General features: G+C 63.4%; 26 protein-coding genes. 8 read left to right on the top strand and 18 right to left on the bottom strand.

The features are described from left to right. Window positions 1–131: 131 nt before the first annotated feature. The 3 genes from QUV21_RS15530 to QUV21_RS15540 all read left to right on the top strand — a co-directional run bounded on the left by QUV21_RS15530 (window position 132) and on the right by QUV21_RS15540 (window position 3,339). Window positions 132–779 (top strand): carbonic anhydrase, encoded by a 648-nt coding sequence (locus QUV21_RS15530; RefSeq protein WP_300856162.1) that lies wholly within the window; start codon window positions 132–134, stop codon window positions 777–779. Window positions 780–1,057: 278 nt separating this feature from the next. Continuing rightward, on the top strand, window positions 1,058–2,227 hold the full coding sequence (locus QUV21_RS15535) for an MFS transporter (RefSeq protein WP_300856163.1): 1,170 nt from the start codon (window positions 1,058–1,060) through the stop codon (window positions 2,225–2,227). Between the two features lie 89 nt (window positions 2,228–2,316). Further along, the gene (locus QUV21_RS15540; protein WP_300856164.1) at window positions 2,317–3,339 is read left to right on the top strand and encodes an aspartate-semialdehyde dehydrogenase; all 1,023 of its coding nucleotides are present in this window, start codon (window positions 2,317–2,319) and stop codon (window positions 3,337–3,339) included. 19 nt (window positions 3,340–3,358) lie between these two features. Here the strand turns inward: QUV21_RS15540 and QUV21_RS15545 are convergent, their stop codons facing one another. Then, window positions 3,359–4,597, bottom strand: a complete 1,239-nt coding sequence (locus tag QUV21_RS15545) for an MFS transporter (RefSeq protein WP_300856165.1) — start codon at window positions 4,595–4,597, stop codon at window positions 3,359–3,361. A gap of 231 nt (window positions 4,598–4,828) precedes the next feature. Here QUV21_RS15545 and QUV21_RS15550 point away from each other — a divergent pair, with 231 nt between their 5' ends. Then, window positions 4,829–6,436 (top strand): alpha-amylase family glycosyl hydrolase, encoded by a 1,608-nt coding sequence (locus tag QUV21_RS15550; RefSeq protein WP_300856166.1) that lies wholly within the window; start codon window positions 4,829–4,831, stop codon window positions 6,434–6,436. Window positions 6,437–6,485: 49 nt separating this feature from the next. On the opposite strand, the gene QUV21_RS15555 is transcribed toward QUV21_RS15550, so the two are convergent. The 9 genes from QUV21_RS15555 to QUV21_RS15595 all read right to left on the bottom strand — a co-directional run bounded on the left by QUV21_RS15555 (window position 6,486) and on the right by QUV21_RS15595 (window position 16,712). Then, window positions 6,486–8,387 carry a beta-galactosidase gene (locus QUV21_RS15555; RefSeq protein WP_300856167.1) on the bottom strand — a complete coding sequence of 634 codons (1,902 nt, stop codon included), beginning with the start codon at window positions 8,385–8,387 and terminating at the stop codon, window positions 6,486–6,488. Next, on the bottom strand, window positions 8,384–9,235 hold the full coding sequence (locus tag QUV21_RS15560; RefSeq protein WP_300856168.1) for an SMP-30/gluconolactonase/LRE family protein: 852 nt from the start codon (window positions 9,233–9,235) through the stop codon (window positions 8,384–8,386). The genes QUV21_RS15555 and QUV21_RS15560 overlap by 4 nt, the downstream gene beginning before the upstream one ends. Continuing rightward, window positions 9,232–9,852, bottom strand: coding sequence for a 2-dehydro-3-deoxy-6-phosphogalactonate aldolase (locus tag QUV21_RS15565; protein ID WP_300856169.1), 621 nt, complete (start codon window positions 9,850–9,852; stop codon window positions 9,232–9,234). The genes QUV21_RS15560 and QUV21_RS15565 overlap by 4 nt, the downstream gene beginning before the upstream one ends. Continuing rightward, window positions 9,849–10,766: a 2-dehydro-3-deoxygalactonokinase gene (locus QUV21_RS15570; protein ID WP_300856170.1), complete on the bottom strand. Its 918-nt coding sequence runs from the start codon at window positions 10,764–10,766 to the stop codon at window positions 9,849–9,851. The genes QUV21_RS15565 and QUV21_RS15570 overlap by 4 nt, the downstream gene beginning before the upstream one ends. Further along, window positions 10,763–11,527: an SDR family oxidoreductase gene (locus QUV21_RS15575; RefSeq protein ID WP_300856171.1), complete on the bottom strand. Its 765-nt coding sequence runs from the start codon at window positions 11,525–11,527 to the stop codon at window positions 10,763–10,765. Before QUV21_RS15575 ends, QUV21_RS15570 begins: the two co-directional genes overlap by 4 nt. Then, window positions 11,524–13,587 carry an alpha-galactosidase gene (locus QUV21_RS15580; protein ID WP_300856173.1) on the bottom strand — a complete coding sequence of 688 codons (2,064 nt, stop codon included), beginning with the start codon at window positions 13,585–13,587 and terminating at the stop codon, window positions 11,524–11,526. Before QUV21_RS15580 ends, QUV21_RS15575 begins: the two co-directional genes overlap by 4 nt. Window position 13,588: 1 nt before the next feature. Continuing rightward, window positions 13,589–14,434, bottom strand: coding sequence for a carbohydrate ABC transporter permease (locus QUV21_RS15585; protein ID WP_300856174.1), 846 nt, complete (start codon window positions 14,432–14,434; stop codon window positions 13,589–13,591). A 16-nt stretch (window positions 14,435–14,450) separates the two neighbouring features. After that, window positions 14,451–15,350 carry a sugar ABC transporter permease gene (locus QUV21_RS15590; RefSeq protein WP_300856176.1) on the bottom strand — a complete coding sequence of 300 codons (900 nt, stop codon included), beginning with the start codon at window positions 15,348–15,350 and terminating at the stop codon, window positions 14,451–14,453. Between the two features lie 114 nt (window positions 15,351–15,464). Continuing rightward, window positions 15,465–16,712, bottom strand: a complete 1,248-nt coding sequence (locus QUV21_RS15595; RefSeq protein WP_300856177.1) for an extracellular solute-binding protein — start codon at window positions 16,710–16,712, stop codon at window positions 15,465–15,467. Window positions 16,713–16,817: 105 nt separating this feature from the next. On the opposite strand from QUV21_RS15595, the gene QUV21_RS15600 reads away from it, so the two are divergent. Both QUV21_RS15600 and ugpC read left to right on the top strand, forming a co-directional pair. Then, window positions 16,818–17,603 carry an IclR family transcriptional regulator gene (locus QUV21_RS15600; protein ID WP_300856178.1) on the top strand — a complete coding sequence of 262 codons (786 nt, stop codon included), beginning with the start codon at window positions 16,818–16,820 and terminating at the stop codon, window positions 17,601–17,603. 16 nt (window positions 17,604–17,619) lie between these two features. Further along, entirely contained in the window at window positions 17,620–18,678 is a 1,059-nt protein-coding gene (gene ugpC / locus QUV21_RS15605; RefSeq protein WP_300856179.1) for a sn-glycerol-3-phosphate ABC transporter ATP-binding protein UgpC, read from the top strand. A gap of 282 nt (window positions 18,679–18,960) precedes the next feature. Here ugpC and trxB read toward each other — a convergent pair whose 3' ends face one another. Then, window positions 18,961–19,899: a thioredoxin-disulfide reductase gene (gene trxB, locus QUV21_RS15610; RefSeq protein ID WP_300856180.1), complete on the bottom strand. Its 939-nt coding sequence runs from the start codon at window positions 19,897–19,899 to the stop codon at window positions 18,961–18,963. A 178-nt stretch (window positions 19,900–20,077) separates the two neighbouring features. On the opposite strand from trxB, the gene QUV21_RS15615 reads away from it, so the two are divergent. After that, a complete protein-coding gene (locus QUV21_RS15615) occupies window positions 20,078–20,578 on the top strand; it encodes an Lrp/AsnC family transcriptional regulator (RefSeq protein WP_300856181.1) in 501 nt (166 codons plus the stop codon). Between the two features lie 6 nt (window positions 20,579–20,584). Here the strand turns inward: QUV21_RS15615 and QUV21_RS15620 are convergent, their stop codons facing one another. From QUV21_RS15620 to lgt, 4 genes are all read right to left on the bottom strand, one after another. Further along, window positions 20,585–20,782, bottom strand: coding sequence for a hypothetical protein (locus tag QUV21_RS15620; protein WP_300856182.1), 198 nt, complete (start codon window positions 20,780–20,782; stop codon window positions 20,585–20,587). A 113-nt stretch (window positions 20,783–20,895) separates the two neighbouring features. Continuing rightward, a complete protein-coding gene (pgeF, locus tag QUV21_RS15625) occupies window positions 20,896–21,645 on the bottom strand; it encodes a peptidoglycan editing factor PgeF (RefSeq protein ID WP_300856394.1) in 750 nt (249 codons plus the stop codon). Window positions 21,646–21,653: 8 nt separating this feature from the next. Continuing rightward, entirely contained in the window at window positions 21,654–22,715 is a 1,062-nt protein-coding gene (locus QUV21_RS15630; RefSeq protein WP_300856183.1) for an SAM-dependent methyltransferase, read from the bottom strand. 11 nt (window positions 22,716–22,726) lie between these two features. After that, the gene (gene lgt, locus QUV21_RS15635; RefSeq protein ID WP_300856184.1) at window positions 22,727–23,596 is read right to left on the bottom strand and encodes a prolipoprotein diacylglyceryl transferase; all 870 of its coding nucleotides are present in this window, start codon (window positions 23,594–23,596) and stop codon (window positions 22,727–22,729) included. 139 nt (window positions 23,597–23,735) lie between these two features. Between lgt and QUV21_RS15640 the strand changes: the two genes are divergently transcribed. Then, entirely contained in the window at window positions 23,736–23,993 is a 258-nt protein-coding gene (locus QUV21_RS15640) for an accessory factor UbiK family protein (RefSeq protein ID WP_300856186.1), read from the top strand. Between the two features lie 43 nt (window positions 23,994–24,036). On the opposite strand, the gene QUV21_RS15645 is transcribed toward QUV21_RS15640, so the two are convergent. The 3 genes from QUV21_RS15645 to QUV21_RS15655 all read right to left on the bottom strand — a co-directional run bounded on the left by QUV21_RS15645 (window position 24,037) and on the right by QUV21_RS15655 (window position 26,603). After that, on the bottom strand, window positions 24,037–24,795 hold the full coding sequence (locus QUV21_RS15645) for a TIGR02186 family protein (RefSeq protein WP_300856396.1): 759 nt from the start codon (window positions 24,793–24,795) through the stop codon (window positions 24,037–24,039). Then, a complete protein-coding gene (locus QUV21_RS15650; protein ID WP_300856187.1) occupies window positions 24,795–25,715 on the bottom strand; it encodes a sulfite exporter TauE/SafE family protein in 921 nt (306 codons plus the stop codon). The genes QUV21_RS15645 and QUV21_RS15650 overlap by 1 nt, the downstream gene beginning before the upstream one ends. Before the next feature lie 84 nt (window positions 25,716–25,799). Further along, window positions 25,800–26,603 carry a purine-nucleoside phosphorylase gene (locus QUV21_RS15655; RefSeq protein WP_300856189.1) on the bottom strand — a complete coding sequence of 268 codons (804 nt, stop codon included), beginning with the start codon at window positions 26,601–26,603 and terminating at the stop codon, window positions 25,800–25,802. Window positions 26,604–26,671: the final 68 nt, after the last annotated feature.

Here is a 26,671-nt window from a genome sequence, read left to right on the forward strand (position 1 = left end):
CATTCCCGACCTCATGCTGAAGCGTCATGCTGAAGAATTGGTTGCCGGATGCCAGCCGGGCCGAGAAATTGCCTCTCGAATTTTCCACGAATGCCGCATAGGCAGGGGAGGAATGACCCGGGATCATGCCAATGGCCGACATACGCCCCTTGCCCACCTACCTGATCCAGCGCTTCCACGGCTGGCACGCCACCACTTATCAGGACAATCGCGCCTGGTATCGTCGGCTGGCAGAAAGCGGTCAGCACCCCCGCGCGATGGTGATTTCCTGCTGTGACAGCCGGGTGCATGTCACCTCGATCTTCGGCGCGGATGAAGGGGAATTCTTCATTCACCGCAACATCGCCAACCTGGTGCCGCCCTATAACCCGGATGGCGAATATCACGGCACCTCGGCGGCGGTGGAATATGCGGTGGCCTCGCTTGGGGTGGCGCATATCGTGGTGCTGGGCCATTCGAACTGCGGCGGGGTCAAGGGTTGCCACGACATGTGCCGGGGCCATGCTCCTGAACTGGAAGAAAAATCCAGCTTCGTCGGGCGGTGGATGGATATCCTGCGGCCGGGCTATCAGAAGGTTTCCAGCCTGCCGGAAGGTGAAATCCTGCGCGCGCTGGAAAAGCAGGCAGTTCTGACCAGTCTTGAAAACCTGCTGACCTTCCCCTTTGTCCGCGCCGCCGTCGAAGATGACCGCCTGACCTTGCACGGCCTTTGGACCGACACCGGAGAGGGCGGGCTGGAGCAATATGATCCCGCGCGTGAGGGGTTCGTGGCAGTCTGATCCCGTCGCCGCAAAGTGACACGAGGTTGCCCGGCCGGAAAGGTCCGGGTCCAGAGATAGCGCGGGATGCCTGCCCACCGCGGGAAAGCACAAATGTCCCGCGTGCAGAGCGACATTCACCCGGTCGCCGGTCAGCGAAAGGGGCGACCTGGCTCCGCAAGACCTGCTCTGGCACAGGACTAGCCGCCAAGTGACGACTTGCCCGGGCCGGCTGAAAGTGTGGTGTTGCGCTTGCTCGACCACGCTGCGACAACGCCCTTCGTCCTTGGGAGGCGATCATGCGCATCGGCATCGCGGCACTTGTTTCCGGCTATCTGCTCAGCCAGTTCTACCGCGCCTTTCTCGCGGTTCTCGCGCCGGTTCTGCAAACCGACCTTGGCGCCACGGCGGCCGAGCTTGCCGCGGCTTCGGGGTGGTGGTTTCTGGCTTTTGCAGCAATGCAGCTGCCGATCGGCGCCGCGCTTGACCGGCACGGGCCGCGCCGGACGGCTGGCGTTCTTATGGCGGTCGGTGCGGGGGGGGCGGTGCTGTTCGCGCTTGCCTCGGCGCCTTGGCATCTGAATGTGGCGATGGCGTTGATCGGCGTTGGCTGCGCGCCGGTTCTGATGGCGGGATACTTCATCTTTGCGCGCAGCTTTCCACCGGCGTCGTTCGGCCTTCTTGCCGGGATGATGATCGGGGTGGGTGCGCTGGGTAATGTTGCGTCCTCGCTGCCCCTGTCGGCGGCGGTCGAGGCGTTTGGCTGGCGCGCCGCGGTGGCCGGACTGGCCGGGTTCTCCGCGCTGGTGGCCTTGGCCATTCTGGTTCTGGTGCGCGATCCGCCAAGTCTTGCGCATCAGGAGAAGGGGTCGCTGCTGGATCTGTTGCGGATGCCTGCGATCTGGCCGATCCTGGCGATGATGGCGGTCTGCTACACACCGATTGCCGGGCTGCGCGGTTTGTGGGTCGGCCCCTATTTCAACGATGTGCATGGCTATGATCCGTTGCAGATCGGCGAGGTCGGGTTGTGGATCGGGCTGGCGATGGTGGCGGGCAATTTTGCCTATGGCCCGCTGGACCGATTGGTAGGCAGCCGGAAATGGGTGATCTTTGTCGGCAACGCGCTGACCGTGGCCTGTCTGGCCGGGCTTTGGGTCTTTGCCGATGCACCGCCCGTGGTGGCTGCGGGGCTGCTTGTGGCGGCGGGGCTGTTCGGTGCCAGCTTTCCGATGGTCATGGCGCATGGCCGCGCCCTGATCCCGGCGCATCTGATGGGACGGGGCGTCACGCTTCTGAATCTTTTCGGGATCGCACCGATTGGGCTGGCGCAGATCGCCACGGGGCGCATCCATGCGGCCGCCCCGACAGACCCGGCCAGCGCGCCCTATGAAGCGGTTTTCCTGTTCTTCGCCGTCACCACGGCCATCGGGCTGTTGATCTACCTGTGGTCGCGCGACCGCACCGACTGACCGCGTTTTCGAATCCGCTTCCCCCCGACCCCGCCATGCGCTAACAGCCCCCCGTCCCCGCGTGGGGGACACATCAAGGAGAGACCCCGATGGGCTACAAGGTCGTCGTCGCGGGTGCCACGGGTAACGTGGGCCGCGAAATGCTGAACATCCTCGCCGAGCGCGAGTTCCCGGTCGATGAAATCACTGCGCTGGCATCGCGCAAATCGCTGGGAACCGAAGTCAGCTTTGGCGACAAGACCTTGAAATGCAAGGATCTGGACACGTTCGACTTTACCGGCTGGGATATTGCCCTGTTCGCTATCGGCTCGGACGCGACCAAGATCTATGCTCCCCGCGCCGCTGTGGCGGGTTGCGTGGTCATCGATAACTCATCGCTTTACCGCTATGACTCCGACGTGCCGCTGATCGTGCCGGAAGTGAACGCCGACGCCATCTTTGGCTATGCCAAGAAGAACATCATCGCGAACCCGAACTGTTCCACCGCGCAGATGGTCGTGGCGCTGAAGCCGCTGCATGACCGCGCGACGATCAAGCGGGTGGTCGTCTCCACCTACCAGTCGGTTTCCGGTGCCGGCAAGGAAGGGATGGACGAGCTTTGGGACCAGACCAAGGCCGTCTACAACCCGGTGCAGGAAGTGCCGCCGAAGAAATTCCAAAAGCAGATCGCCTTCAACGTGATCCCGCAGATCGACGTTTTCCTGGATAGTGGCGAGACCAAGGAAGAATGGAAGATGGTGGCGGAAACGAAAAAGATCCTTGATCCGAAGATCAAGGTCACGGCCACCTGCGTGCGGGTGCCGGTCTTCGTTGGCCATTCCGAAGCCATCAACATCGAGTTTGAAGACTTCCTTGACTGGCAGGAAGCCCAGGACATCCTGCGCGAAGCGCCGGGGATCATGCTGATCGACAAGCGCGAGCCGGGTGGCTACATCACGCCGATCGAATGCGTGGGCGAGTATGCGACCTATGTCAGCCGCGTGCGGCAGGACAGCACCATCGACAACGGTCTGACGCTTTGGTGCGTGTCGGATAACCTTCGCAAAGGTGCCGCGCTGAACGCGGTGCAGATTGCCGAACTTCTGGGCTCCAGGGTCTTGAAAAAGGGTTGAGGCCTCAGCAGGCGGCGAATCACGCCGCCTGCGCAGCCATCGGACGTTCGCGAATCGGCAGGTGAACGATCGCCGAGAATGCCCCGACGCCGACGCCGATCCACCAGACCAGCGTATAGTCACCGTTCAGGTCATAGAACTTGCCTCCCAGCCAGACGCCCAGAAAGCTTCCGATCTGGTGACTGAGGAAGACAAAGCCGTAGAGCGTTCCCATGTAGCGCACCCCGTAAATCTGCGCGACAAGACCACTGGTCAGCGGGACGGTGGCCAGCCACATCGCCCCCATCGCGGCGGAATAGACCAGAACGGTCGTTGGCGTCATCGGCATCAGGATAAAGATGGCCGAGGCGACAGTGCGCCCGGTGTAGATCGCGGCCAGAAGATACTTCTTCGGGAAATGCCCGCCCAGCCAGCCAGACAGGACCGAGCCGCCGATATTGGCGATGCCGATGACGGCGATGGCCGCCGCCCCAAGGGCGGAGGTGGTGCCAATGCCCATGCCTGCAAGCATGCCTCCGGGGTCTATCGGGCCGCACACCTCGGTTATGAAGGCGGGGAAGTGGGCGGTGATGAAGCCAAGCTGATAGCCGCACGAAAAGAAGCCAATGAAGATCAACGCATAGGTCGGGTCGCGGAAGGCGCGGGACACAACGGTCAACATCGGCTCGTCTGGCACAGCACCCGCGCGCGGCTTTTCCGGGGCGCGCAGGACGGGCAGCACCAAGAGGGTGCAAAGGATGACGGCGGCGAAGATCACGAAGACGGTCTGCCAGCTGTAGATTTGCAGCAACGCTTCGGCTGCGGGCGGGCCGAAGACCTGCCCAGCCGATCCAATGGCAGACCCTATCCCAAGCGTCAGGCTGCGCTTTTCAGGGCTGGCAGCGCGGCCGATCAGAGGCAGGATCACGCCGAACCCGGTGCCAGCGATGCCAAAGCCGACAAGGATTGCCAGCGCCTGATGCTGGCCGGGGGTAATGGCATAGGCCGACAGAACCAGACCCAGCGCGTAGAGCATGGCGCCGATGATGATCGTCTTGCGGTCACCGAAGCGTTCACCGAAGGCCGAGAACATTGGCTGGCCGATGCCCCAGGCCAGGTTCTGAATTGCGATGGCCATGGAAAAATCGGCGCGGGGCCAGCCGAATTCCGTCGCGACCGGGATCTGGAAGACGCCATAGCTGGCGCGGATCGCGAAAGAGAGCATCAGGATGGTGCAGCCGGCAATCAAGACCGGGGTGAAGATCGGGGTCTTGGTCATGGCATGCCCTTTTGGTCAGGCGCGGAAATTGCGCCGGGGGACGGGCGACGTCAAATGGAGAATTGTGATGGATACAGGGCGCGTGCAGTTGCCCAGATTCCGGGCGCTCCGTGGCGGAAGTGCCGCAAATGCCCGGATTATGGGCGACCCAAAGGGGGGATATGCGCTGTGGCCCTGTTGTGAAGGGGAAAGGGCGGATATGCGCGGCTGACGGTGGAGTTGGAGGGCGTGATGCAGGACTGGTGGCGCGGTGCGGTGACGTATCAGGTCTATCCCCGGTCGTTTCAGGACGATAGTGGCGATGGCATTGGCGATCTGCCGGGGATCACCCGGCGGCTCCCGTATCTGGCCGACCTTGGGGTCGAGGCGGTCTGGCTTTCGCCCTTCTTTCGCAGCCCGATGAAGGACATGGGCTATGACGTCAGCGATTATTGCGACGTGGACCCGGTGTTTGGCACGTTGGACGATTTCGATGCAGTTGTGGCGCGGGCGCATGGGCTGGGGTTGAAGGTGATCATCGATCAGGTGCTCAGCCATACGTCCGACCAGCATCCAGCGTTTGCCGAAAGCCGCGCCAGCCGGGATAACCCCAAGGCGGACTGGTATGTCTGGGCGGACCCAAGACCTGACGGCTCGCCCCCGTCGAACTGGCTTTCGGTGTTTGGCGGGTCTGCATGGGCGTGGGACGCGCGCAGGAAGCAGTATTACCTGCACAACTTCCTGACCAGCCAGCCCGACCTGAACTACCACAACCCCGAAGTGCAGGACTGGGCGCTGGGCAACCTGCGCTTCTGGCTTGACCGGGGGGTGGACGGGTTCCGCTTTGATACCGTCAACTACTTCTTCCACGACCTCCAGTTCCGCGACAACCCCGCCGACTACCGCGTGAAGACCGAAGCCGAGGGCAACCCCTACGGCATGCAGTATCACCTCTTTGACAAGAACCAGCCCGAAAACCTTGACTGGATGGAGCGTATCCGGGTGGTTCTGGATGAATACGGCGCGGCTTCGGTGGGCGAAATGGGCGAAAGCCACCATGCGATCCGGATGATGGGGGAATACACCGCGCCGGGGCGGCTGCATCAATGCTATTCGTTCGAGCTGATGGGCTATGACTATTCAGCCGAGTTCTTCCGCAGCCGGGTGGAGGGGTTCTTTTCCGGCGCGCCGGATGGTTGGCCGATGTGGGCGTTTTCCAATCATGACGTCGTGCGCCATGTATCGCGCTGGGCAAAGAACGGCGCGTCGCAAGAGGATCTGGCCAAGCAGGCGGGGTCGCTACTGCTGGCCTTTGAGGGATCGATCTGCCTTTGGCAGGGCGAGGAACTGGGCCAGACCGATACCGAACTGGCCTTCGAGGACCTGACCGATCCGCAAGGCATCGCCTTCTGGCCAGAGCCCGTGGGGCGCGACAACACGCGGACGCCGATGGTCTGGGACGGGTCGGATTTCGCGGGCTTCTCGACGGCGCGGCCATGGCTGCCGGTCAAGCCTGAACAGGCCGCGCGGCATGTCGAAGGGCAGGCGGGGGCGCAAGGATCGGTGCTGGAGCACTACCGGGCGATGCTGGCATTTCGGAAATCAGGCGTGCTGCGAACCGGCCGGACGCGGTTTCTTGATCTGGGCGAGCCTGTTCTGGCCTTTCAGCGCGGCGAAGGGGACGGGGCGCTGCTGTGCCTGTTCAATCTGTCACCGATCGCCCGGGTTCTGACGCTGGACGGCGTGGGGCCGCCTGTCGGCCCGTCACAACATGCGGTGCTGGAGGATGGCCGGCTGCGGCTTGGCCCGAACGCGGTGGCCTTCCTGCCGGTTACCGGCGCGTTGCGCGTGACCGACTGACCGGGCAACCCCCAAGATTTTTCGGCGAAAAACCCTGGGGCTGCCTTTGTCAGAGGTCTGCCCAATGGACCCCGGCCGCCGGGATGCTGACCCCAGCCCATTCCACCGGCACCGCGTTGTAGTTGAACATGAAGCGACGCGTTGCAGTATCGCGGCGGCGCAGGCCTTCGGGCAGCGCCTCGGTCTCGATCCCCTCATCGGCGCAGGCGCGCGCAAGGATGCGGGCCAAGGCAGCGTCATCCGGCCAGCCCGCCAGATAGTGCAGCTTGCCCGATGACATCAGCGCCGGCCAACCATCCTCGGCCACTTCCGTCACAGTCGCCGTGCCTTCCAGCTTTTCGCGCCAGTTGACCAGCGCCCCACCTTGCACCAGTGGCACCGGCACATCCGGCGGCAGGCTTTCCACGCGGATCACGCGGGCATCAAGGCCGGGCAGGTTGGGCGGCAGCGGCACCGGGATCGAGAAATCGGCCGTCTTGGAATTGGTGCGCGGGCCAAGGATCGCCGTCCCCTTATGCGCGGCAAGTGCAGCTTTCAGCGGGTCGGACAGGGTGAACAGCCCCGGCGCAAGCACAAGCTTGTAGCCCGAAAGGTCGGCGGTGTCGGGCGGCAGGATATCGACATTCAGGCCCAGACGGCGCAGGCCCTTGTAGAAATGGAACACCAGCCAGAAATAGCTGAAGCTGCGGCCCTGTGGCTGAATTTCCCATGCCCAGTCAGAGGCATAGTCGAAGACCAGCGCCAACTTGGCCGGGGCGGTTTCCACGTCCGGCATCTCGGCCAGCTCTTCGGCAACCTGCCCGGCCTCACCAAAGGCCTGAGCCGGGGCAGAGTCGGGGCGCAACAGCCCTGCGTGCATCTGTTCCTGGGCGAAAGGGGCTTGCCTCCAGCGGAAATAGCACACCGCCTCGGCACCATGGGCAAAGGCCTCCCACGCCCAGAGCCGGGCCATGCCGGGCAAGGGGTCGGGGTTGTAGGGCGCCCAGTTCACCGGGCCGGGCTGCTGTTCCATGATCCACCAGCGCCCGCGCCCCACAGCGCGGTAAAGGTCATGGTGAAAGGCCTGAAAGTCCGGGTCACCCTGCCGGACAAAACGGCGCTTGTGTTCGGCATCCGCTGGGATGCGGTCCGACAGGAAGCCCAGAGGATAACTGTCCCAAGACGCGATATCAAGGTCGGTGCCGGTGGCGAAATGGTCAAATTCCGTGACCGCACCCATGTAATTATGCGCGATGGGGGCGGGGGAATGGCGGCGGATGATCTCGGTTTGCAGGCGGTTGAAACTGACCACTTCGTCGCTTGCGAAACGGCGAAAATCCATTACATGCGATGGGTTCGGTTCGGTCACGGTCAGGTTCGGCAGGCCGATGTCATCAAAATCCGTATATTCCATCGACCAGAACACATTGCCCCAAGCCCGGTTCAGCGCGTCGGGCGATTGGTAACGTTGCGCCAGCCAGTCGCGGAAGGCCTCGGTCGCGGCCTTGGAATAGGAAAGAGTGGTGGCGTGGCAGGCGTATTCGTTGTCGGTCTGCCATGCTGCGACATGGGGGCTCTTGCCGTAACGCTCGGCCATAGTGGAAACAATCTTGGCACACTCCCCACGATAGCCACGATGAGAGAAACAGTAGTGCCGACGTGACCCAAAGCCGCGGGGTTTGCCGTCCTTGTCCAGTGCCAGCATGTCGGGGTGGCGGTCCAGCATCCAGCGCGGCGGTGTCGCTGTTGGGGTACCCAGGACAACTTTCAGCCCATGGTCGCCCAGCGTGGCAATCGCGCGGTCAAGCCAGGCCCAGTCATAGGTGCCGGGGGTGGGTTCCATCCGGCTCCACGCAAATTCGCCGATGCGGACCCATGTCAGGCCTAGCGCGGCCATGCGGGCGGCGTCTTCGGCCCATTGCGCCTCGGGCCAGTGTTCCGGGTAATAGCAAACCCCAAGCGTGCGCTTCATAGGATGACCTGATGTTCTTTCTGACCGGTCGCGATGCCCCGGGCCATGAATGTCTTGCCCGCATCGGGATAGGTGGCGCGGGCGGCGGGATCCATGCCTTGCAGGGCGGTGGTGCAGTAAAGCGTATCACCGCCAAAGGCCGGGCAGGTGGTATGTGGCGCGTCAAAGCTGACAGCGCGCAGGAACTGGCCGTCAGGCGCATAGGCCGCCACGCGTGCAGCACCCCATTGGGCCAGCCACATCACGCCCGACGCATCAATCACCGCGCCATCGGGGTTGAGGCCTTGCTCCGAAAGATCAAGGTAAACCTCGGGCTGCCCTTTCGGCCAACCGTCTGCGTCAAGCGCCACACGCATCACCTTCTGGGTCACGGTATCGGTGAAGCAGGCGGTTTTGCCATCAGGCGCAAAAGCGATCGCGTTTGAAATGGCGATGGGGGAAAAAAGCCTGCGAACCTCGCCCCGGTAGAACCGATAGATCGCGCCCTTGGCTGGTAGCCCCCCGCCATGCGCCTTGCCCAACGTGCCGATCCAGAAGCCCCCCTGCGGATCGGCGCGGCCATCGTTTGACCGGGTGTCGGGGTTGTCCGCCTCAAGCCCGGCCACAAGCAAGCGCGCACCAGATTCAAGGTCAAAGCGGTAAAGCCCGGTTTCCGACGCGATCAACAGCTCATCCAGGCTGATCCAGCCAGCGGCTGACACCATTTCATCAAATGCCCATTCCCTCGGGCCTGCGTCGCTGCGCGCCAACATGCGGCGACCGGTGATGTCGAACCAGATCAGGTGCTGGCGCAAGGGGTGCCAAAGCGGGCCTTCGCCCAGCGGACAAGGGCGGTCATCAAAGATCATGAGAAGGCTGCATCATGTGCCGCAACGATTGTCGTAGCGCGGGCAGTGATTTCGGCCGGGGTGGTGCCAGGGGTGTAAAGGGCTGTGCCGATGCCAAAGCCCGAAGCCCCGGCGCGGACCCATTCGGCAAAGTTCGACGCTCCAGCTCCGCCGACAGCGTAGACGGGCAGGGTTTTCGGCAAGACTGCACGGATCGCCTTCAACCCGTCGGGACCAATCAGCGAGGCGGGAAAGATCTTCAGCCCGGTCGCGCCGGCATGGATGGCGGCGAAACATTCGGTCGGTGTCATCACGCCCGGCCAACTTGCCATGCCGCGCGCCCGGGTGGCGGCGATGACGGCAGGGTCGCAGTTGGGCGAGACGATCAGCGTTCCGCCCGAGGCCTGCACCTGCGCCACGTCCTCCACCGTCAGCACGGTTCCGGCACCAATCTCGGCCGCCGGGCCAAGGGCTGCGGCCATTGCGGCGATCGACCGGAACGGATCGGGCGAGTTCAGCGGCACCTCGATCCGGGTGATCCCGGCGGCGACAAGGGCCTTTGCCACAGGCACCGCCTCATCCGGGGTGATGCCGCGCAGGATGGCGATCAGGTTTCGGTGGGCGGTGTTCGGGGTCATCTGGCGGCCTCGGTTTGCAGGGCAAGACTGGACAGCCCGGCAAGGGTGCAATCGGTTACAGAAAGGTGCTGGGCGTCAATCCCCTGGGCTTTCAACGCGCGGGCATAGGCGGCAGAAAGCTTCGCCGCGCCAACAAGCGTGACCCGTTGGCCCAGCCAGTAGGGCCGGGCGGCCGCCAGTTCTGTGCCGATCAGAAGGCCCGAAAGCCGCGCGCGGGCAGCAGGGGGGGCAAGGCCCGCGATCAACCCTTCAGCCCGCAGCGCAAAGAGCCGCGCGCCAAGGCGTTCGGGGCGGGAAAGCGCGTCTGACACGGCGACAACAAAAGCGGTGTCGTCCCATCCGTCGCCTTGCAACCCGTGGCGCAGCACGGAAGCCTCGGACAAAAGCGCGAACATCTCGCCGGTCATGAAGGTCTGGAAACTGACGACCTCGCCCGCAGAAATCTGCGCCCATTTGGAATGGGTGCCGGGCAGGCACAGGATGCCGTCATAGCCCGGCATCAGGGACAAGGCCCCGGCGATCTGGGTTTCCTCGCCGCGCATAACGTCAGCGGGTTGGGTCTGTTTCAGGCCGGGGGCGATGTGGACCGACAGGCGCGGGTCGTTGGTCGGCGCGGTAACCTGAGCGGCGGGGTCAAGCGGAGTGCAGGGAACGCTGCGATAGGGCGCCTCGCACCAGCCCTGACGGCTGCCGACCATGCCACAGGCGAAGACGGGCGCGGGGCCATTTTCCAGCCACGGCCCGATCAGCCGCAAGAGCGCCGGCTCAAACCCGTCACGCGCCAGTTTTCCCATGCCCTCTTGCGATGTCGCCTCGGCCAGTACCTTGCCGCTTGCATCCATGGCCCATGCCCGCAGGTTCGATGTCCCCCAATCCACCGCGATCCAGTCAGGGGTGATCTGCGCTTTGGTCATGACGCGATGAAACCCCCGTCCAGAACCAGCGTCTGCGAGGTCATCATCCGTGATGCGCCCGAAGCGAGGTAAAGCACCGCGCCCGAAACGTCGGTGGGTTCGATCGGGTCTGGCAGGCATTGCTTGGCCAGATGGTTGGCAAGGCTTTCCGGCGTCACCCAAAGTTCCCGCTGCCGGTCGGTCAGAACCCAACCGGGGGCAATGGCGTTGACGCGGATGCGGTCGGGGCCAAATTCGCGCGCAAGGGTGCGGGTCAGGCCGACGATCCCGGCGTTGGCGGTGATATAGGCGGCATAGCCCACATCTGCCATCATGAAGCTGATCGAGGAAAAGTTGATGATGCTGCCGCCACCTGCTGCCTGCATGCCGGGAATGACCGACTGGCAGGCAAAGAAGTAGGAGCGCAGGTTTACCGCCATCGACCAATCCCAGAAGGCCTGATCGGTCTCAAGCGTCTTGTGCCGGGTGTCATTGGCGGCGTTGTTCACCAGGACGGTGATCGGCCCATGCGCCTTTGCCGCTGTCGAAAGCGTTTGCCGCAATTGATCCGTGTCGGCGATGTCGCAAGGCAGGAAAAGCGGGCGTTGGCCGGTGGCGGCTTCCATCGCGTCGCAGAACGGTGTGGCGTCGGAACGCTGGCAGAAGGCGACCTGCGCACCCTGACGCAGCAAAGATTCCGTCAGCGCCGCCCCGATGCCGGACCCACCGCCGGTGATGAAGACGGATTTGCCCTTCAGGTCGGGAAAAGTGGGGTCAGTCATAGTTTCCTTCCTTCGACCACCCACATGGTCGCGGGCCAGACCACCGGCAACAATATGCCGCGCGTCATGAGCGCGCGCCCGGTCAGCGTCAAGGGTCCAGCCTTCAGCGTGTTTGGCCCGCGCGACTGGCGCGGCGCATCCTCGGGGTTGATCAGCGTGACAGAGTAGCGCGCCTCGGGGTCAAGCCCGGTCAGTCGCAGCGGGCGCGGCAGGATCTGGCGGCTGGTTTCGGCCTGGCCCGCAAAGACCACAAAGCGGCTACCGTCGGCGGCAAGCTGAAGTTCGGTCGTTACTGCCGGATCATCGGCATCAAGCCGCAGGATCGTGCCGGAAAGCATCCAGCCGCGATTGTCTTTCCACCAGCGGGTGATGCGGGCAAGGGTCAGGGCCTCGTCCTCGGTCAGCTCGCGCAGGTCCATCTCAAAGCCCATATGGCGCTGGGCGGCGACCCATGCGCGGAACGCCATCGGCAGGACGCGGCCCGAAGTGTGGCAATGGCGCGGGCCGACATGGCTGCCGGTGACAGCGGCGGGCAGGAACAGCGCGGCGTCATGCTGCATCCGCAGACGTTCCAGCGCGTCATTGGAATCCGACAGCCAGACGCGGTGGGTATGGGCAAGGATGCCCGCGTCGATCCGCCCGCCGCCGCTGGCACAGGTCTCGATCTCGACCGATGGATGTGCGGCGCGGAGTCGGGAAAGCAGGTCGTAGATTCCGTGGGTCTGGGCGGTATCGACGACCGGCAACAGGCGGTTGTGGTCCCATTTCACATAGTCGATGGGGTATTCGGTCAGGATGGCTGAAACCTGCTGAAAAAGGTTCTCACGCACCTCGGGCAGGGCGAGGTTCAGCACCATCTGGAAGCGCCCGGTTGTCTGATCGGCCGGCCCCAGCATCCAGTCAGGGTGGGCGCGGTAAAGGTCGCTGTCGGGGTTGACCATTTCCGGCTCGAACCACAGCCCGAAGGTCATTCCAACCGAGTGGATATGGGCGATGAGGGGGTGCAGCCCGTCCGGCCATTTGGCGCGGTCGATGGTCCAGTCGCCAAGGCTGGTGGTGTCATCGTCACGCTTGCCGAACCAGCCGTCATCAAGGACAAAGCGTTCCGCACCCAAGGCTGCGGCGCGGGTGGCGATTTCGGCCAGGGTTTCAAGCTTGTGGTCGAAATAGACCGCTTCCCAGCAGTTGTAATGCACCGGGCGCGGGCGGGCAGGTTCGGGCCACTGCACCACCCGGTCGCGGATATCGGTCTGGAAGGCTGCACCAATGCCGTTCAGCCCGGTGGTGGAACAAACGGCCAGCAGCTCTGCCGTCTCGAACCGGGTGGCGGGGGTGGTCTCGGCGCCAATGGGCGCACCGAACTGCACCTGACGGCGACCATCGGGCAATTCCTCGGCCACCATGCGATGCCCGCCGGACCACGCGTAATGCAGCGCCAGAGCCTGACCTTGGGTGTTGGTGCAACCGTCCCCGGCAAGGATCAGATAGGGCGGGTGTTCATGGCCGGACCTGCCGGTCCGCGCCTCTCGCAGACGGATGCCGGGGGTCCAGGGGGTGCGGATCAGGTGAAATTCACCGATCCATTTGCCATGGACGTCAATCATGTCGCCCGATTGCGGGGCAGGTAGAACCGGGGCGGCAAGCCAATGGACGCGGACCTTGCGATCAGCGTCCAGCGTGGTCTTGAGCCTGATGGTGCCATTGGCCTCGGCGGCAAGGTGGTGGGAAAGCGTCAGGCCATCGGCGCGGCTGATCAGCGTCAGGCGGCCGGGCGTCACCTCGGCCCGGTCAAAGCTGAAGGCGGGGTTCAGCGGTGTGCCGTCCGCCTCGGCCAGAAGATGCCCCGGCTGGCCCTGAAACGCCCGCCCCGGTTCAGGCGACAGCGACAGCGCGGGCAAACGGTCAAGCATCCCGCCAGTCAGATCGTTCGACTGCGCGGCGGCAAGCTGGGCCAGATCTTCCGTTTCGGGCAGGCGAGGCCCCCACCAGATCACCTCGGGAATACCGCCAGAGGTGGCAAGCGCTACGGTCTGGTCGCCTGCATCAATGCGCCATTGCATGCTATTTCACTGCCCCAAGGGTCAGCCCCGCGATGAAATGCTTCTGCATCAGGAAGAACATCAGGACCGGAGGCAGGGCCGCAAGGATCGACCCGGCGCTGACCAGATGCCACGCCGCCACCCATTGGCCGTTCAGCGACGACAGGCCTGCGGTGATCGGCTGGGTTTCCGGGCTGGTGGTCAGCACGGTGGCCCAGAAGAAATCGTTCCAGATGAACGTGAAGATCAGCACCGACAGCGCCGCAATGGCCGGGCGCATCAGCGGCAGCACGATGAACCAGAAGATCCGCCATTCGGCCACACCTTCCACCCGCGCCGCCTCGATCAGTTCGAACGGCAGCGCCTTGATGAAATTGCGCATGAAGAGGGTGCAGAAGCCGGTCTGGAAGGCGATGTGAAACAGTGCCAGCCCATACCATGTGTTATACATCCCAAGGTTCAGCGTCATGTCGCGGACCGGAACCATCAGGATCTGGAACGGCACGAAGTTGCCCGCGACAAACAGGAAGAACAGCAGCAGGTTGGCCTTGAACTTGTAGACCGCCAGCGCAAAGCCGGTCATCAGCGACAGCGAGACCGCCCCGATCACCGTGGGGATCGTCACGATGAAGCTGTTCAGGATGTATTGGCCCATCGGCGTATTGCGAAATACGTTCGAATAGTTCTCGAAGGCAAGGTAGGATGGGATCCCGAAATAGTTGCCCTGTGCAAGGTCACTTGCCGGCCGGACCGAGGTGATCGCCACTCCGATCAGCGGGAACAGCCAGAGGATCAGGGCCAGCGGGAGCGCCAGCTTATAAAGCCATTGCGCAGCGGGCGAGGATTGCTGGATCGGTCTTGGGAACATCGCGCAGCGCCCCTCCTTAACGTTCAGTTTCGTCGCGCCACATCTTCCAGATGAAGCCCGAGATGAAGATCATCATGATCGCGAACAGCACAACGGCGATGGCCGCGCCATAGCCCATCCGGTAGCCGTATTCCGACAGCGCCTGCTCATACATGTAATAAGACAGCACGCGGGAAGACCCGAACGGGCCGCCGTTGGTCATGATCGACACAAGGTCAAAGCTGCGCAACGCACCGATTACGGTGACCACGACGGCGATGAAGGTGGCCGGGCGCAGCTGTGGCAGGATGACATAGTAAAGCATCTTCCAGCCCTTCGCCCCGTCCAGACGCGCCGCCTCGACCTGATCGGGGGCAACGTTGTTCAGGCCGGTCAGATACAGGATCATCACATAGGCAATCTGCGGCCACAGTCCGGCAGCGATGATGCCATAGGTCACAAGATCAGGGTCAGCCAGAACGGCCACGCCCTTGCCGGTGAAAAACTCGATGACCTTGTAAAGCAGACCGAAATTCGGTGCGTAAAACCACGAGAAGATCAGGCCGACGACGACCTGAGAGATCACGAAGGGGAAGAAGAACAGGGATTTGTAAAGGCGGATGCCGCCGACGGTCTGGTTCAGGAAAATGGCGATCAACAGGCCCGCAGGCACGGCCAGAAGGTAAAGCACCAGCCAGATCACGTTGTTCCAGAACGATTTGACCATGTTCGGGTCAGACGACATTTCGGCATAATTTGCGGTGCCGATCCATGTCGCTTCGCCCAGGCCGTCCCAGTCGTAAAAACTGATCCACATCGACTGAAAGATCGGGATGATCACATAGACCGCGAACATCAAAAGCCCCGGGGCAAGGAACAGCCAAGGGGCAAGACGGCGCTGGTTCGCTTTCCAGTAGCTTGGCGCTTTTGCAGACATGGGAGGCCTCTCGGATAGGGCGCTTGCGGGAGAGGAGGCCCCGAAGCGGCCCATGGGCCGACTTCGGGGCGCAGTCTGACGGGCGCCCCGGTGAAGGGCGCCCGACGGGAGAGCTTACTTGTAGACCTGACCGCGAACCTGTTCGAGCCGGGCAAGGATGTTGTCCAGCTGCTCGGGCTGCACCAGGAACTGCTGGATGCCTTCCATGCCGGCCTTTGCCATTTCCGCTGGGGCGTCACGGTCGAAGAACTGCGCCAGCGCATAGGCGCTCGACAGCATTTCAAAGCCCGCCGAAATGAACGGATCGTCGGCGGCAACGGACGAGTTCTTGTTGGTCGGCAGCTGGCCGATAGCCGCATTCAGCTTGGTCTGCGCGTCTGCACTGGCGACGAAAGCCAGGAACTTCTTCGCATCCTCGACGTTCTTTGCGCCAGCCGGAATGTGGATCGTATCGGTCGGAGCATCTTCGGCACGCGGAATTCCGGGGGTGATTTCCGGGAACGCCATGAAGCCGAGGTTGTCGTTCGTCATGCCGCCTTCCTTGAAGACGCCCACGGCAAAGTTGCCCATGACATAGTTGGCAGCCTTGCCCTGCACCAAGAGCGCGGCGGCATCCTGCCAGTCGATCGCCGCGTGGTTCGCGGTGACGTAGGGCTGGATCTTGCCAAGCTCGACAAAGACCTGACGGGTCTTGTCGTCGGTCCATGCAACCTTGCCGTTGGCAAGATCCATGTGCCACTCATAGCCGTTGGTGCGCAGGCTCATGTAGTCGAAGATGCCAGCCCCGGGCCACAGCGCCTTGGTGCCGGTGGTCAGGCAGTCGATGCCGGCTGCACTGAACTTTTCGCAGTTCGAGATGAAGGTCGCCCAATCAACGCCTTCCGGTCCGGGAACATCGACACCAGCGGCAGCGTAGGCGTCCTTGTTGAAATAGATGCCCCACTGGTAATAGGTGTAGGGGATGCCCCATTTCTTGCCGTCGATGGTCATCGACGCGGCGGCAGAGCCAAGGGCGTCATTCAGCCCGTTCTCTTCCCAGACATCGGTCACGTCCATGAACTGACCGGCGTTGACGAAGGGGGCCATCCGGTTTCCGGCATACCAGTTGGCCAGATCCGGCGCATCGGTCGTCAGGAAGTTGCGGATCGCAGTCTTGTAGCCTTCGTGGTCGAAGTTGTTCAGCTGCACATCGATATCGGGGTTAGCGGCCTCGAAGTCAGCGATCAGAGCTTCCATCGCCGCAAGGGGAATGGGGTCATAGTCGGCATTATACTTCAGGACGCGCTTGTCCTGCGCGAAAGCCGACGTGGACATGAGCAGCGCCGCCACAAGGGCCAGCGCGCCTGCTTGCTTATGGACCATGGTTTCCTCCCGTTTGGTTCCATTATTTGAAACTTAGTCTTGAATATTGAAAACTATGTCGGCTATCGTTATCCCTGTCAACAACCACGTTGCAGGAGGGGGGCCATGGGCGCCGAGGGACATGCGGATGGCACGGTCGGCAAGGCGCTGGATGTGCTGGACATGGTGGCACGCCATGGCCGCCCGGTGCGCTTTTCCGATCTTCTGGCACAGGCCGATTATCCCAAGGCCACGCTCTACCGGCTTTTGCAGACGCTGACGCATCAGGGCATGCTGACGCTGGACCCCGATCAAGGCACCTACGCGCTGGGTGTGCGGCTGGTCCGGCTGGCACATGCGGCTTGGGCGCAGTCTTCACTTGCCCCGATCGCGCGGCCCTATCTTGATGAATTGGCTGAAAAAACCGGCGAGACGATCCACCTTGCCCAGATGGACCTTGGCCAGGTGCTTTACGTCGACAAACGCAATGCCGCGAAGCCGGTCGAGATGTTCGCCCAGGCCGGCAAGGTGGGCCCGGCCTATTGCACCGGGGTCGGCAAGGCCATGATGGCGTGGCTGTCGCCCGAGGCTCTTGAACAGGTCATCGCCCGGCAGAGTTTCCTGCGTCACACCGATCAGACCCTCGACACGCCCGAAAAGCTGGTGGCCGAGCTTCAGGCGATTCGCGCCCGGGGGCATGCCTTCGACCGCGAAGAGCATGAACAGGGAATCATCTGCTGTGCGGTGCCGATCCTTTCCCGGTCAGGCCGGGTACTGGGCGCGTTGTCTGTGACCTCGACCACAGCGCGCACGACGCTGGAGGCGCTGGAGGGGCAGGCCGGACTGATCAAGGACATCGCGGCGAAGATCGCCGCCGAAGCGGAAAGCTGGCGCTTTCCGGAACAGAATTAGGGGGAGGAAACCGACAATGACAGGCGTGACGCTGGACAAGGTGACAAAAAGATACGGCGACGTGCAGGTGATCCACGGGGTCGATCTGCGCGTCGAGGATGGCGAGTTCTGCGTCTTCGTCGGGCCATCAGGCTGCGGGAAATCCACGCTTCTGCGCATGGTCGCGGGGCTGGAAGAAACGTCCGGCGGCAAGATCCAGATCGGCAGCCGCGATGTGACCAAGGCTGACCCCAGCGAACGCGGGGTGGCGATGGTGTTCCAGACTTACGCGCTTTATCCCCATATGACGGTAGCGGAAAACATGGGCTTTGGCCTGAAGATGACCGGCCACCCGAAGGCCGAGATCGCGTCCAAGGTCAAGGAAGCCAGCCGGATCCTGAAGCTGGACGACTATCTTGCGCGCAAACCCAAGGCCCTGTCCGGCGGGCAACGCCAGCGCGTCGCCATTGGCCGCGCCATCGTGCGCGGGCCGGAAGTGTTCTTGTTCGACGAACCACTGTCAAACCTCGATGCTGAACTGCGGGTGGAAATGCGGGTGGAAATCGCCCGCCTGCACCGCGAAATCGGCGCGACGATGATCTATGTGACCCACGATCAGGTCGAGGCGATGACCCTTGCCGACAAGATCGTGGTACTGCGTGCGGGAAGGGTCGAACAGGTGGGGCGGCCACTCGATCTTTACAATGACCCAGACAACAAGTTCGTCGCCGGCTTCATCGGCAGCCCGGCGATGAACTTTGTCTCTGGCACGGTCGAGGCCTCGGGCGTCGTGGTTGCGACGGGGCTGGGCCAACCCCTTGCCACCGAGGCCGCCTTGCCGGGCAAAGGGGCTGAAGTGTCCGTTGGCCTGCGGCCCCAGCATCTGAAGATCGAGCCTGCTGGCAGCACACACCGGGTCGAACTGACCGAGGCTCTGGGCGGGGTGTCCTACGTCCACCTGACCGCACCATCGGGGGAAAAGCTGATCGTGGAACGCCATGACCAGATCAGCCTTGAACCGGGCGCGATGGTGGGCCTTGGCTTTGACGGCAAGGACGCGATGGTCTTTGACCACACAGGCCAGCGGCTGCGCTGACCTCTGCGGCTCAGGAAAGGAGCGCTTGCGTGCAAGCCTCTTTCTCGTCCTCTGCGCGCGAAGGGCGCGCAACCGGCTCGCGCAGCGGGGGTTTCACACCCCCGCGCCCCGGTGGGATATTTGAGCAGAGAGGAAGCCAAGCAAGCGCAAGGGGCTTCCTCTCTGCTCAAGTATCCCGGGGAGTTCGAGGGGCGGCGCCCCTCGTCAGCCTTGTCCACGCGCCTTCTGGCGCGGGGGCAAGAGAACAGGGCTTCGCGCCGTAAGGCGCTCCGTTTTGTGGGGTCAGTGACCGGCCAGAAACTTTTCCGCGTCCAGTGCCGCCATGCAGCCCATTCCGGCGCTGGTGACAGCCTGGCGGTAGACATGATCGGTCAGATCGCCCGCGGCAAAGACGCCGGGAATCGCTGTGCGGGTCGTGCCAGGTTCCACCACAACATAGCCCCCATTGTGCAGGGGAAGCTGATCCTTCACCAGCTCGCTTGCCGGGGCATGGCCGATTGCCACGAAGAAGCCGGCGCAGGGGATGTCGGTCGTCTCGCCGGTCAGGACATTGCGGGCGCGGACGGCGGTGACGCCAAGCGGGGTCTCGTCGCCCAGCACCTCGGTCACCTCATGGTTCCAGACCACTTCGATCTTTGGGTTCTTGAACAGCCGGTCCTGCATGATCTTTTCCGCCCGAAGGAAATCGCGGCGATGGATCAAGGTGACCTTGGTGGCGAAGTTGGTCAGAAACAGCGCCTCTTCCACCGCAGTATTGCCGCCGCCGATCACCACAACCTCTTTGCCGCGGTAAAAGAACCCGTCGCAGGTGGCGCAGGCGGAAACGCCAAATCCCTTGAATTTTTCCTCGCTCGGCAGCCCCAGCCACTTGGCCTGCGCGCCGGTGGCAAGGATCACCGCATCGGCCGTATAGGTTGTGCCGCTGTCGGCGGTGGCGGTGAAAGGGCGCTTGGAAAGGTCCAGACCCGTGATGTAGTCGCTGATGATCTCGGCACCCATGGCGCGCGCGTGGTCTTCCATCCGCACCATCAGGTCGGGGCCCTGGACGTGGCTGTCGCCGGGCCAGTTTTCCACCTCGGTCGTGATGGTCAGTTGGCCGCCGGGTTGCAAGCCCTGAACCAGAATGGGGTCAAGCATGGCGCGGGCGGAATAGACGGCGGCGGTATAACCCGCCGGGCCGGAACCGATGATCAGAACCCGAGTGTGCCGCGTGTCGCCCATTGTCGCCCCCATTGCTTCGGCCCTCGATATAGTCGGCTGTGGCCGGGGCGGAAAGCCCCCGCATGGCGGGCATGCAGCCGTGTCAACGCATGCTGAAATACGTTTTCTTGCGCGATGTTGAAATATTATTGCGCAAGCCTGCCGTGCAACGTAAGTAAGTCGGACAACGGAGGCAGGCATGGCCGGACATAAGCTCGACCCAATCGACCGTCAGATTCTGGCCGAACTTCAGGCCGATGGCCGCATGACCAATGTGGAGCTTGCCAGCCGGGTCGGCATTTCCGCGCCCCCTTGCCTGCGCCGGGTGCGCGGGCTGGAGGAGGCGGGCTTCATTCGTGGCTATCACGCTGACATTGATGCCCGTGAACTGGGCTTCGAGGTACAGGTCTTTGCGATGGTGCGGCTGAACAGTCAGGCCGAAGCCGATCTTTCGACCTTCGAGGCGCGTTGCCGGGCGTGGCCTCTGGTCCGGGAATGTCACATGCTGAACGGCGAGATCGACTTTATCCTGAAATGCGTGGCGCCGGATCTGTCCAGCTTCCAAAGCTTCCTGACCGAGCAGTTGCTCAAGGCCGATCATGTGGCGAATGTGAAGACCAGCCTTGTCATCCGTTGCGCCAAGGATGAACCCGGCCTGCCGTTTGATGTGCTGGAAGCGCGGCTGGCTAGAAACGCCTAGGCCGGATCAGCGCGCGGCGTCTGCAAGCGGGCGGGTCGCAGCCTTCAGTCGCATCGCAAAGCCCTTCTGGCCCGGCGTCATCTGGCTGCGGCCGACGGAGTGGCGAAGAGTGGCACGAACGTCAACCTGCGTATCAGCCGATTCGGCAACCGCGTCCAGCACGGAAACGATCCAGCGGCGCTTGGTTCTCAGCTCGATGATCATTGGCTTCCCCGTCCATGACTACATCCCTTGGTTGAAGGGTGCAGGTCGATTGCGGCGGTGGTGGGGAGAATCTGTGCCGCAAACGGTGCATTTTCATGCCCAATTTGGCCGCATTATAACCTTATTGTCGAAATGAGCCGCCCATAGTCCACCTCGCCGACATGCGTGGTGCGGCGAAAGGAATAGAACCGCGCGGCATCGCGGTAGGTGCAATGGCCGGTCCATTCCGCGTGGCCTATACCGGCGGTGCGAAGGCGATAAAGCCCGTAGCCTGGCAGGTCGAACAGCATCCTGTCGCCGGTGCCGTTGGCGAAAAACCTAGGGCTGTCAGGGTCTTCATCCCGGAAGCGGTCCAGAAATTCCGGCCCGACCTCATAGGCGGCCTGACTGATGGTCGGCCCGATCACGGCCACGGTGTCGTGACGACGGGCGCCCAGTGCCTCCATCGCGTCAAGCGTCGCCTCCAGCACGCCGTCCACCGCACCGCGCCAGCCGGCATGGGCAGCACCGATCACCCGGGCTTTGGGGTCGTGAAACAGGACCGGCTGGCAATCGGCCGTCAGCACCGACAGAAGCAGGCCAGGGGTCGCCGTCACAATTGCATCGGCCTCGGGGCGGTGGGTCAACTGGCCGGACACGGGAATCGCTTTGGCGGAGTGAACCTGATGCACCGTGACCAGAGCCTCTGGTGCCACGCCCATGGCTTCTGCCACGCGGGCGCGGTTGATCGCCACGATCTCGGCCTGATCCGAAGATCCGGTGCCGCAGTTGAGCCCGGTAAAGATGCCGGAAGAGGCCCCCCCCTTGCGGGTGAAGAACCCGTGGCGGCAGGTGATGGCGTCCGAGGTGATGATCTCCAGCAGCGCGTGCATCAGGCTTCAAATCCCGGTGGCAGGGGTGCTGCGGCGCGGGTCAGCGCCAGCACTTTGAACAACGAACCCATTTCTTCGGGGTGGGTCAAGCGGCGATGCGCGGCAAGGTGGCTTTCCAGCGCATCGCCTGTCATGCTGCGCGCCAGTTGTTCCGCCCGTGCCGCAATCCCCAGCCGTTCCAGAACCGCGCCCTGGGCGTCAAAGACATATGCGGGGGCAAGGGCGGCGAGCGGTTCGAAATCGACATGGGCGGTCAGGTCCGCCTCGCCTGGATGGGCAAGGGGGTTGTCAAAGGCATGGTCGTGCAGGGCTTGCAGCGTGTCACCTTGCGACCGCCAGCCGCCATAGTCGATCAAGAGGCCAAGGCCACCATGCCGGGCAATCCGCGCGGCAATCGCGGCAACCGCATGGCGTGCGGGCGCGCAGTCTTCGACCACGCTGCCTGTCGGGGCGGTCTGAAAGGCGGGGGTGTCCGGCACCTTGGCCAAGGGGTCCGAGAGGCCAAAGGCCAGCCGCCCTTCGGCCAGTCCGACCAGCCGTTCGCGCCAGCCATCGGGGCCGAGTTGAAACTGGCGGATCGGCAGCGCGTCCAGAAACTCGTTGGCGATCAGGAACAGCGGCGCCTCGGGCAGGTCTTCCACGCGGTCCAGCCAAAGGGGCGTCACGCCGCTTGGCGCAAGGGCGCGGGCCTGCAAGGCGCGCAACCGGGGTGAGGCTTCAACCAGCACCACCCGTGCCACCGCCTGAAACCCCGGCACGGCCCGCGTGGCCCGCAGGATATCGGCCATCAGCGTGCCACGGCCCGGCCCGGCCTCGGCCAAGGTGAACGCCCCGGGCGCCCCCTGATCGATCCAGGCTTGGGCAAGGGCCAGACCGAACAGTTCCCCGAACATCTGGCTGATTTCCGGCGCGGTGATGAAATCCCCGGCCGCTCCGAAGGGCTCGCGTGTGGTGTAATAGCCATGGACGGGATGCAGCAGGCATTCGGCCATGTAATCGGCAATGCTGATCGGCCCCCCGTCGCGGATACGCTGCATCAAAAGGCGCGCCAGCGGGGTCATCCTGCCCCCGATCAGCGCGCCCGGGCGCGAAGAGCAAACCACAGCCCCGCCGCGATCATCGGCAGGGATAGAAGTTGCCCCATCGTCAGCCCGTATCCGCCAAGCTGAAGCGCGAACCCGACAGGGTTGCCCGCGCTGACAAACTGCGCGTCGGGTTGGCGGACAAACTCCACGACGAAGCGCGCCACGCCATAACCCAGCAGGAACACCCCCATCAGCGCGCCGGGCCGCTTGAACCAGCCCTGCCGGAAAGCCAGCCACAGAAGTACCGCAGCCAGCAGGAACCCTTCAAGCGCGGCCTGATAAAGCTGGCTTGGATGGCGGGCGCAAAGGCCGACGACACCTTCACAGGTCTGCGCTGCCTCTCCCGGGAAGATCACGCCCCATGGCAGGGTGGTCGGGCGGCCCCAAAGCTCGGCGTTGATGAAGTTGGCCAGACGGCCCAGCATCAGCGCGGGCGGAACCGCCACCGCCATCAGGTCACCCACCGACAGCATCGGGATCTTTTCCCGCCGGCAGAACCAGACGCCTGCAACGACGACTCCGGTAAACCCGCCATGAAAGGCCATGCCGCCTTCCCAGACCTGCGGGATCTTCCACGGCTCGGCCAGATAGGTGCCAGGATCGTAGAAGACCACATAGCCAAGCCGCCCGCCAAGGATCACGCCAAAGACGACCCAGGTCAGCAGCCGTTCAACTTGCTCGGTGGTCATCGGCGCGGGTCCGGACCACAGGCCCGGCGTCCGCACCGCCCTTGAAACCAAACCCCAGCCGATCAGGATACCCGCGATATAGGCCAGCGCATACCAACGCAGCGCCAGCGTCAGGCCGAATATCTCCACCTCGAAGATCGTGGGGGACAGGTTTGGGAAGGGGATCATGACAGGCTTTCCACTGGGATGCCCGCTTGTCGCGGCGCGGTTGGGTGATGTCAACCGGCGGCGATCCGTCGCCGTTTCACACGCTTGTGTCGGGCGCGGTGCGGACCATATATGGGGAACACCGCTGAAGGAGAGGCCCATGCAGTCCCGCAACAAGTTCCTTGATGACATGAGCCAGCTCATGACCAACGCGATGGGCGTGGCACAAGGCGCCAAGACCGAGGCGGAAACCGCCTTCCGCAGCATGGTTGACCGCTGGATGGCCGACCGTGATTTTGTCACGCGTGAGGAATTCGACGCTGCGCGAGCCATGGCGCAAAAGGCGCGCGAAGAAAACGCGGCCCTGGAAGCGCGGATCGTCGCACTGGAGGCGGCGCTGGCCAAGAAGAAGGGCTAAGCTTGGGCGGCTTTGCGAAGCGTTCCTGTTCTGGGGCAAACCGTCAGGCCCGGACCAGCCGGAACGCAGCCGAAGCGCCCCAGCCCGCCAAGGCCGCCAGAACCAGCGAGATCAGCCCGTAGATCAGCGGCCGTTCATGCGCGAGGTTGAAGATGAATCTCTCCAACCCCTCTTTGCGCACGCCAATCAGCCGTTCCTGATGCGCCACCACCTGTTTGCCGCGCAACAGGAACAGCCGCACCTTGTATTCGCCCTCGGTCAGGTTCGCGGGCAGCACCACATCGGTGCGAAAGAGCGTGTCTTCCGTCAGTTCGACCTTGCCTTCCAGAACCCGGTAGCGGTCCTCATCGGTGCGGACGCGCAGCAAGGCGCGGACGAAATCTTCGGAATTCTCGGCCTCGGCGGTGATTCCGATCGCACGGATCACCCGTTCAATGGTGATCCCATGGCGCAGGTTTTCGGTATCGGACAGAATATGGCCCAGCGGGCCGGTCGTGGCCACGGCATAGAAACTGGGGGCGGAATCGACCAAGACCGCGGCATTGTTGACCCAGATACCCGCGACGCGCGCCTTGCGGCGCACCGTGACCGGAGTGGACGGACCTTCGACCGTGATGATCACCTCCAGCCGCCCGCCTCCGGGTGGCGGGGTGTCGCGTTTCACCGCCCCATAGATCAGGATCTCTGACCCGTCGAAATCGGCGGTGATCGACACCCGGTTCTGGCTAAGCCCCGAGACGATGGTCTCTTGCGCCAGGGCGGGGGCAGTCAGGGTGAACAACAGGGCCAGCGCGCGGAAGATCATGGCATCACCCCCGGCGCGACCGAGTAAAGCTCGCCAGGTCGCACCAGCAGGTCTACCGCGATCCGTACCGCCACGGCCAGCACCAGCAAGGATAGAAGGATGCGCAGCTGTTCTGCCTTTAGCCTGACGCCGACCCGGGTGCCGATCTGCGCACCGACCACGCCGCCAAGGATCAGGATCAGCGCCAGCATCATGTCGACGGTCTGGCTGGTGACGGCATGCATGACGGTGGTGAAGGCGGTGACGAAGATGATCTGGAACAGCGAGGTGCCGATCACGACCTTGGTCGGCATCCCGAGGAGGTAGATCATCGCAGGAACCATGATGAACCCGCCGCCCACGCCCATGATGGCCGCCAGAAAGCCCACCAGCGCGCCGACCAGAATCGGGGGGATGACGCTGATGTAAAGCCCGCTGGCTCGGAACTTCATCTTCAGCGGCAAGCCATGCACCCAGGAATGGACATGCGCCCGCCGGATCGGCGCGCCGGGCTTGCGCGCGCGCAGGAGGCTGCGCAGGCTTTCCTGCAACATCATCGCGCCGATCAGGCCAAGGAACAGGACATAGGACAACTGGACAAACAGATCGACTTGCCCGGCATTGGTCATCAGCCGGAACACCCAGACCCCGATGGCAGACCCGACAATGCCCCCGGCCAGAAGGACCCCCCCCATGTGGAAATCCACCCCCTTGCGCTTCAGCTGCGCCAGAACGCCGGAAATCGAGGAGGCCACAACCTGATTGGCCCCGGTGGCCACGGCAACGGCAGGCGGTACGCCGATGAAGAACAGCAAGGGCGTGATCAGAAAGCCGCCACCCACACCGAACATGCCGGACAGGAACCCCACTATCCCACCCAACCCCAGAACGAGGAAGGCATTGACCGAAATCTCGGCGATGGGGAGGTAAAGCTGCATCGAAACGGCCCAATCGGGGGCGAAAGCGGCGGGTTCATCAAAGGCTTGCGCGCCTTTGACGGTGAAGTCAAACCCCGATGCGCCTTATCGGAGGCTGCGCAGGAATTCCCTCAGGATGCGTTCCAGTTTTGCCGCACCCAAGGGGGCCATGGCCTTGGTATGTTCGTGGCTGATCTTCTCGTCCGACATTCCGGCGGCCATGTTGGTGATGGTTGAAATGGCGGCGACCTTCAGGCCAAGGAAGCGGGCAAGGATGACTTCCGGCACGGTGGACATGCCCACCGCATCGCCGCCAAGGGTCTTGAGCATGCGAATCTCGGCAGGTGTCTCGAAGGAGGGGCCGGAATACCAGCAGTAGACCCCTTCGGGCAAAGGCAGGCCCTCCCGCGTGGCGGCAGCCTTCAATGCTGCGCGCAAGGCGGGGTCATGGGCGTCGGTCATCGGCACGAAACGCGCGTCGGTCTTTTCGCCGATCAAAGGGTTCAGGCCACTGTAATTGATGTGATCGCCAAGCAGCATCAGATCGCCGGGCCGGATGTCCGGGCGCAGCGACCCGGCGGCGTTGGTCAGGACAAGATCGGTTGCCCCCAGCGCCTTCAGCACCTGCAAGGGCAGGAGCATCGCCCGCGGGTTGCCGTTTTCGTAGTAATGTTCCCGTGCGCCTAGGACTGCGACACGCACGCCCTCCAGCAGGCCGATGTGCAGCTGCGGATTATGGCCCGACACGCCGATATGCGGAAAGCCGGGCAGATCGGCATAAGGGATCGCCTCGCCCTGGACCTGATGCGCGATATGGCCAAGGCCGGAGCCAAGGATAAGGCCAAGGCGCACCGGGGCATCGCCCGCACGGGCGCGGATCAGGGTGGCAAGGGTTGCGGCATCGGTCATGAGGATCTCGGTCTGGCTGTGGAAAGAGCGGGGGTTTCACACCCCCGCACCCCCGTGGGATATTTTTG

This window comes from Tabrizicola sp. (genome assembly GCF_030373185.1).
GTDB lineage: Bacteria > Pseudomonadota > Alphaproteobacteria > Rhodobacterales > Rhodobacteraceae > Tabrizicola.

What these genes read in the sequence shown, in the direction of transcription:
- QUV21_RS15550 (WP_300856166.1), top strand. Translation starts at nt 4,829, where the DNA reads ATGCAGGACTGGTGGCGCGGTGCGGTGACGTATCAGGTCTATCCCCGG.
- QUV21_RS15650 (WP_300856187.1), bottom strand. Translation starts at nt 25,715, where the DNA reads ATGCAGCTTTACCTCCCCATCGCCGAGATTTCGGTCAATGCCTTCCTC.
- trxB (WP_300856180.1), bottom strand. Translation starts at nt 19,899, where the DNA reads ATGGGCGACACGCGGCACACTCGGGTTCTGATCATCGGTTCCGGCCCG.
- QUV21_RS15575 (WP_300856171.1), bottom strand. Translation starts at nt 11,527, where the DNA reads ATGACTGACCCCACTTTTCCCGACCTGAAGGGCAAATCCGTCTTCATC.
- QUV21_RS15580 (WP_300856173.1), bottom strand. Translation starts at nt 13,587, where the DNA reads ATGCAATGGCGCATTGATGCAGGCGACCAGACCGTAGCGCTTGCCACC.
- QUV21_RS15570 (WP_300856170.1), bottom strand. Translation starts at nt 10,766, where the DNA reads ATGACCAAAGCGCAGATCACCCCTGACTGGATCGCGGTGGATTGGGGG.
- QUV21_RS15630 (WP_300856183.1), bottom strand. Translation starts at nt 22,715, where the DNA reads ATGACCCCGCTGGCGCGCCTTTTGATGCAGCGTATCCGCGACGGGGGG.
- QUV21_RS15640 (WP_300856186.1), top strand. Translation starts at nt 23,736, where the DNA reads ATGCAGTCCCGCAACAAGTTCCTTGATGACATGAGCCAGCTCATGACC.
- QUV21_RS15540 (WP_300856164.1), top strand. Translation starts at nt 2,317, where the DNA reads ATGGGCTACAAGGTCGTCGTCGCGGGTGCCACGGGTAACGTGGGCCGC.
- QUV21_RS15620 (WP_300856182.1), bottom strand. Translation starts at nt 20,782, where the DNA reads ATGATCATCGAGCTGAGAACCAAGCGCCGCTGGATCGTTTCCGTGCTG.
- QUV21_RS15535 (WP_300856163.1), top strand. Translation starts at nt 1,058, where the DNA reads ATGCGCATCGGCATCGCGGCACTTGTTTCCGGCTATCTGCTCAGCCAG.
- QUV21_RS15655 (WP_300856189.1), bottom strand. Translation starts at nt 26,603, where the DNA reads ATGACCGATGCCGCAACCCTTGCCACCCTGATCCGCGCCCGTGCGGGC.
- QUV21_RS15595 (WP_300856177.1), bottom strand. Translation starts at nt 16,712, where the DNA reads ATGGTCCATAAGCAAGCAGGCGCGCTGGCCCTTGTGGCGGCGCTGCTC.
- ugpC (WP_300856179.1), top strand. Translation starts at nt 17,620, where the DNA reads ATGACAGGCGTGACGCTGGACAAGGTGACAAAAAGATACGGCGACGTG.
- QUV21_RS15560 (WP_300856168.1), bottom strand. Translation starts at nt 9,235, where the DNA reads ATGATCTTTGATGACCGCCCTTGTCCGCTGGGCGAAGGCCCGCTTTGG.
- QUV21_RS15590 (WP_300856176.1), bottom strand. Translation starts at nt 15,350, where the DNA reads ATGTCTGCAAAAGCGCCAAGCTACTGGAAAGCGAACCAGCGCCGTCTT.
- QUV21_RS15545 (WP_300856165.1), bottom strand. Translation starts at nt 4,597, where the DNA reads ATGACCAAGACCCCGATCTTCACCCCGGTCTTGATTGCCGGCTGCACC.
- lgt (WP_300856184.1), bottom strand. Translation starts at nt 23,596, where the DNA reads ATGATCCCCTTCCCAAACCTGTCCCCCACGATCTTCGAGGTGGAGATA.
- QUV21_RS15565 (WP_300856169.1), bottom strand. Translation starts at nt 9,852, where the DNA reads ATGACCCCGAACACCGCCCACCGAAACCTGATCGCCATCCTGCGCGGC.
- QUV21_RS15600 (WP_300856178.1), top strand. Translation starts at nt 16,818, where the DNA reads ATGGGCGCCGAGGGACATGCGGATGGCACGGTCGGCAAGGCGCTGGAT.
- QUV21_RS15615 (WP_300856181.1), top strand. Translation starts at nt 20,078, where the DNA reads ATGGCCGGACATAAGCTCGACCCAATCGACCGTCAGATTCTGGCCGAA.
- QUV21_RS15555 (WP_300856167.1), bottom strand. Translation starts at nt 8,387, where the DNA reads ATGAAGCGCACGCTTGGGGTTTGCTATTACCCGGAACACTGGCCCGAG.
- QUV21_RS15530 (WP_300856162.1), top strand. Translation starts at nt 132, where the DNA reads ATGGCCGACATACGCCCCTTGCCCACCTACCTGATCCAGCGCTTCCAC.
- QUV21_RS15585 (WP_300856174.1), bottom strand. Translation starts at nt 14,434, where the DNA reads ATGTTCCCAAGACCGATCCAGCAATCCTCGCCCGCTGCGCAATGGCTT.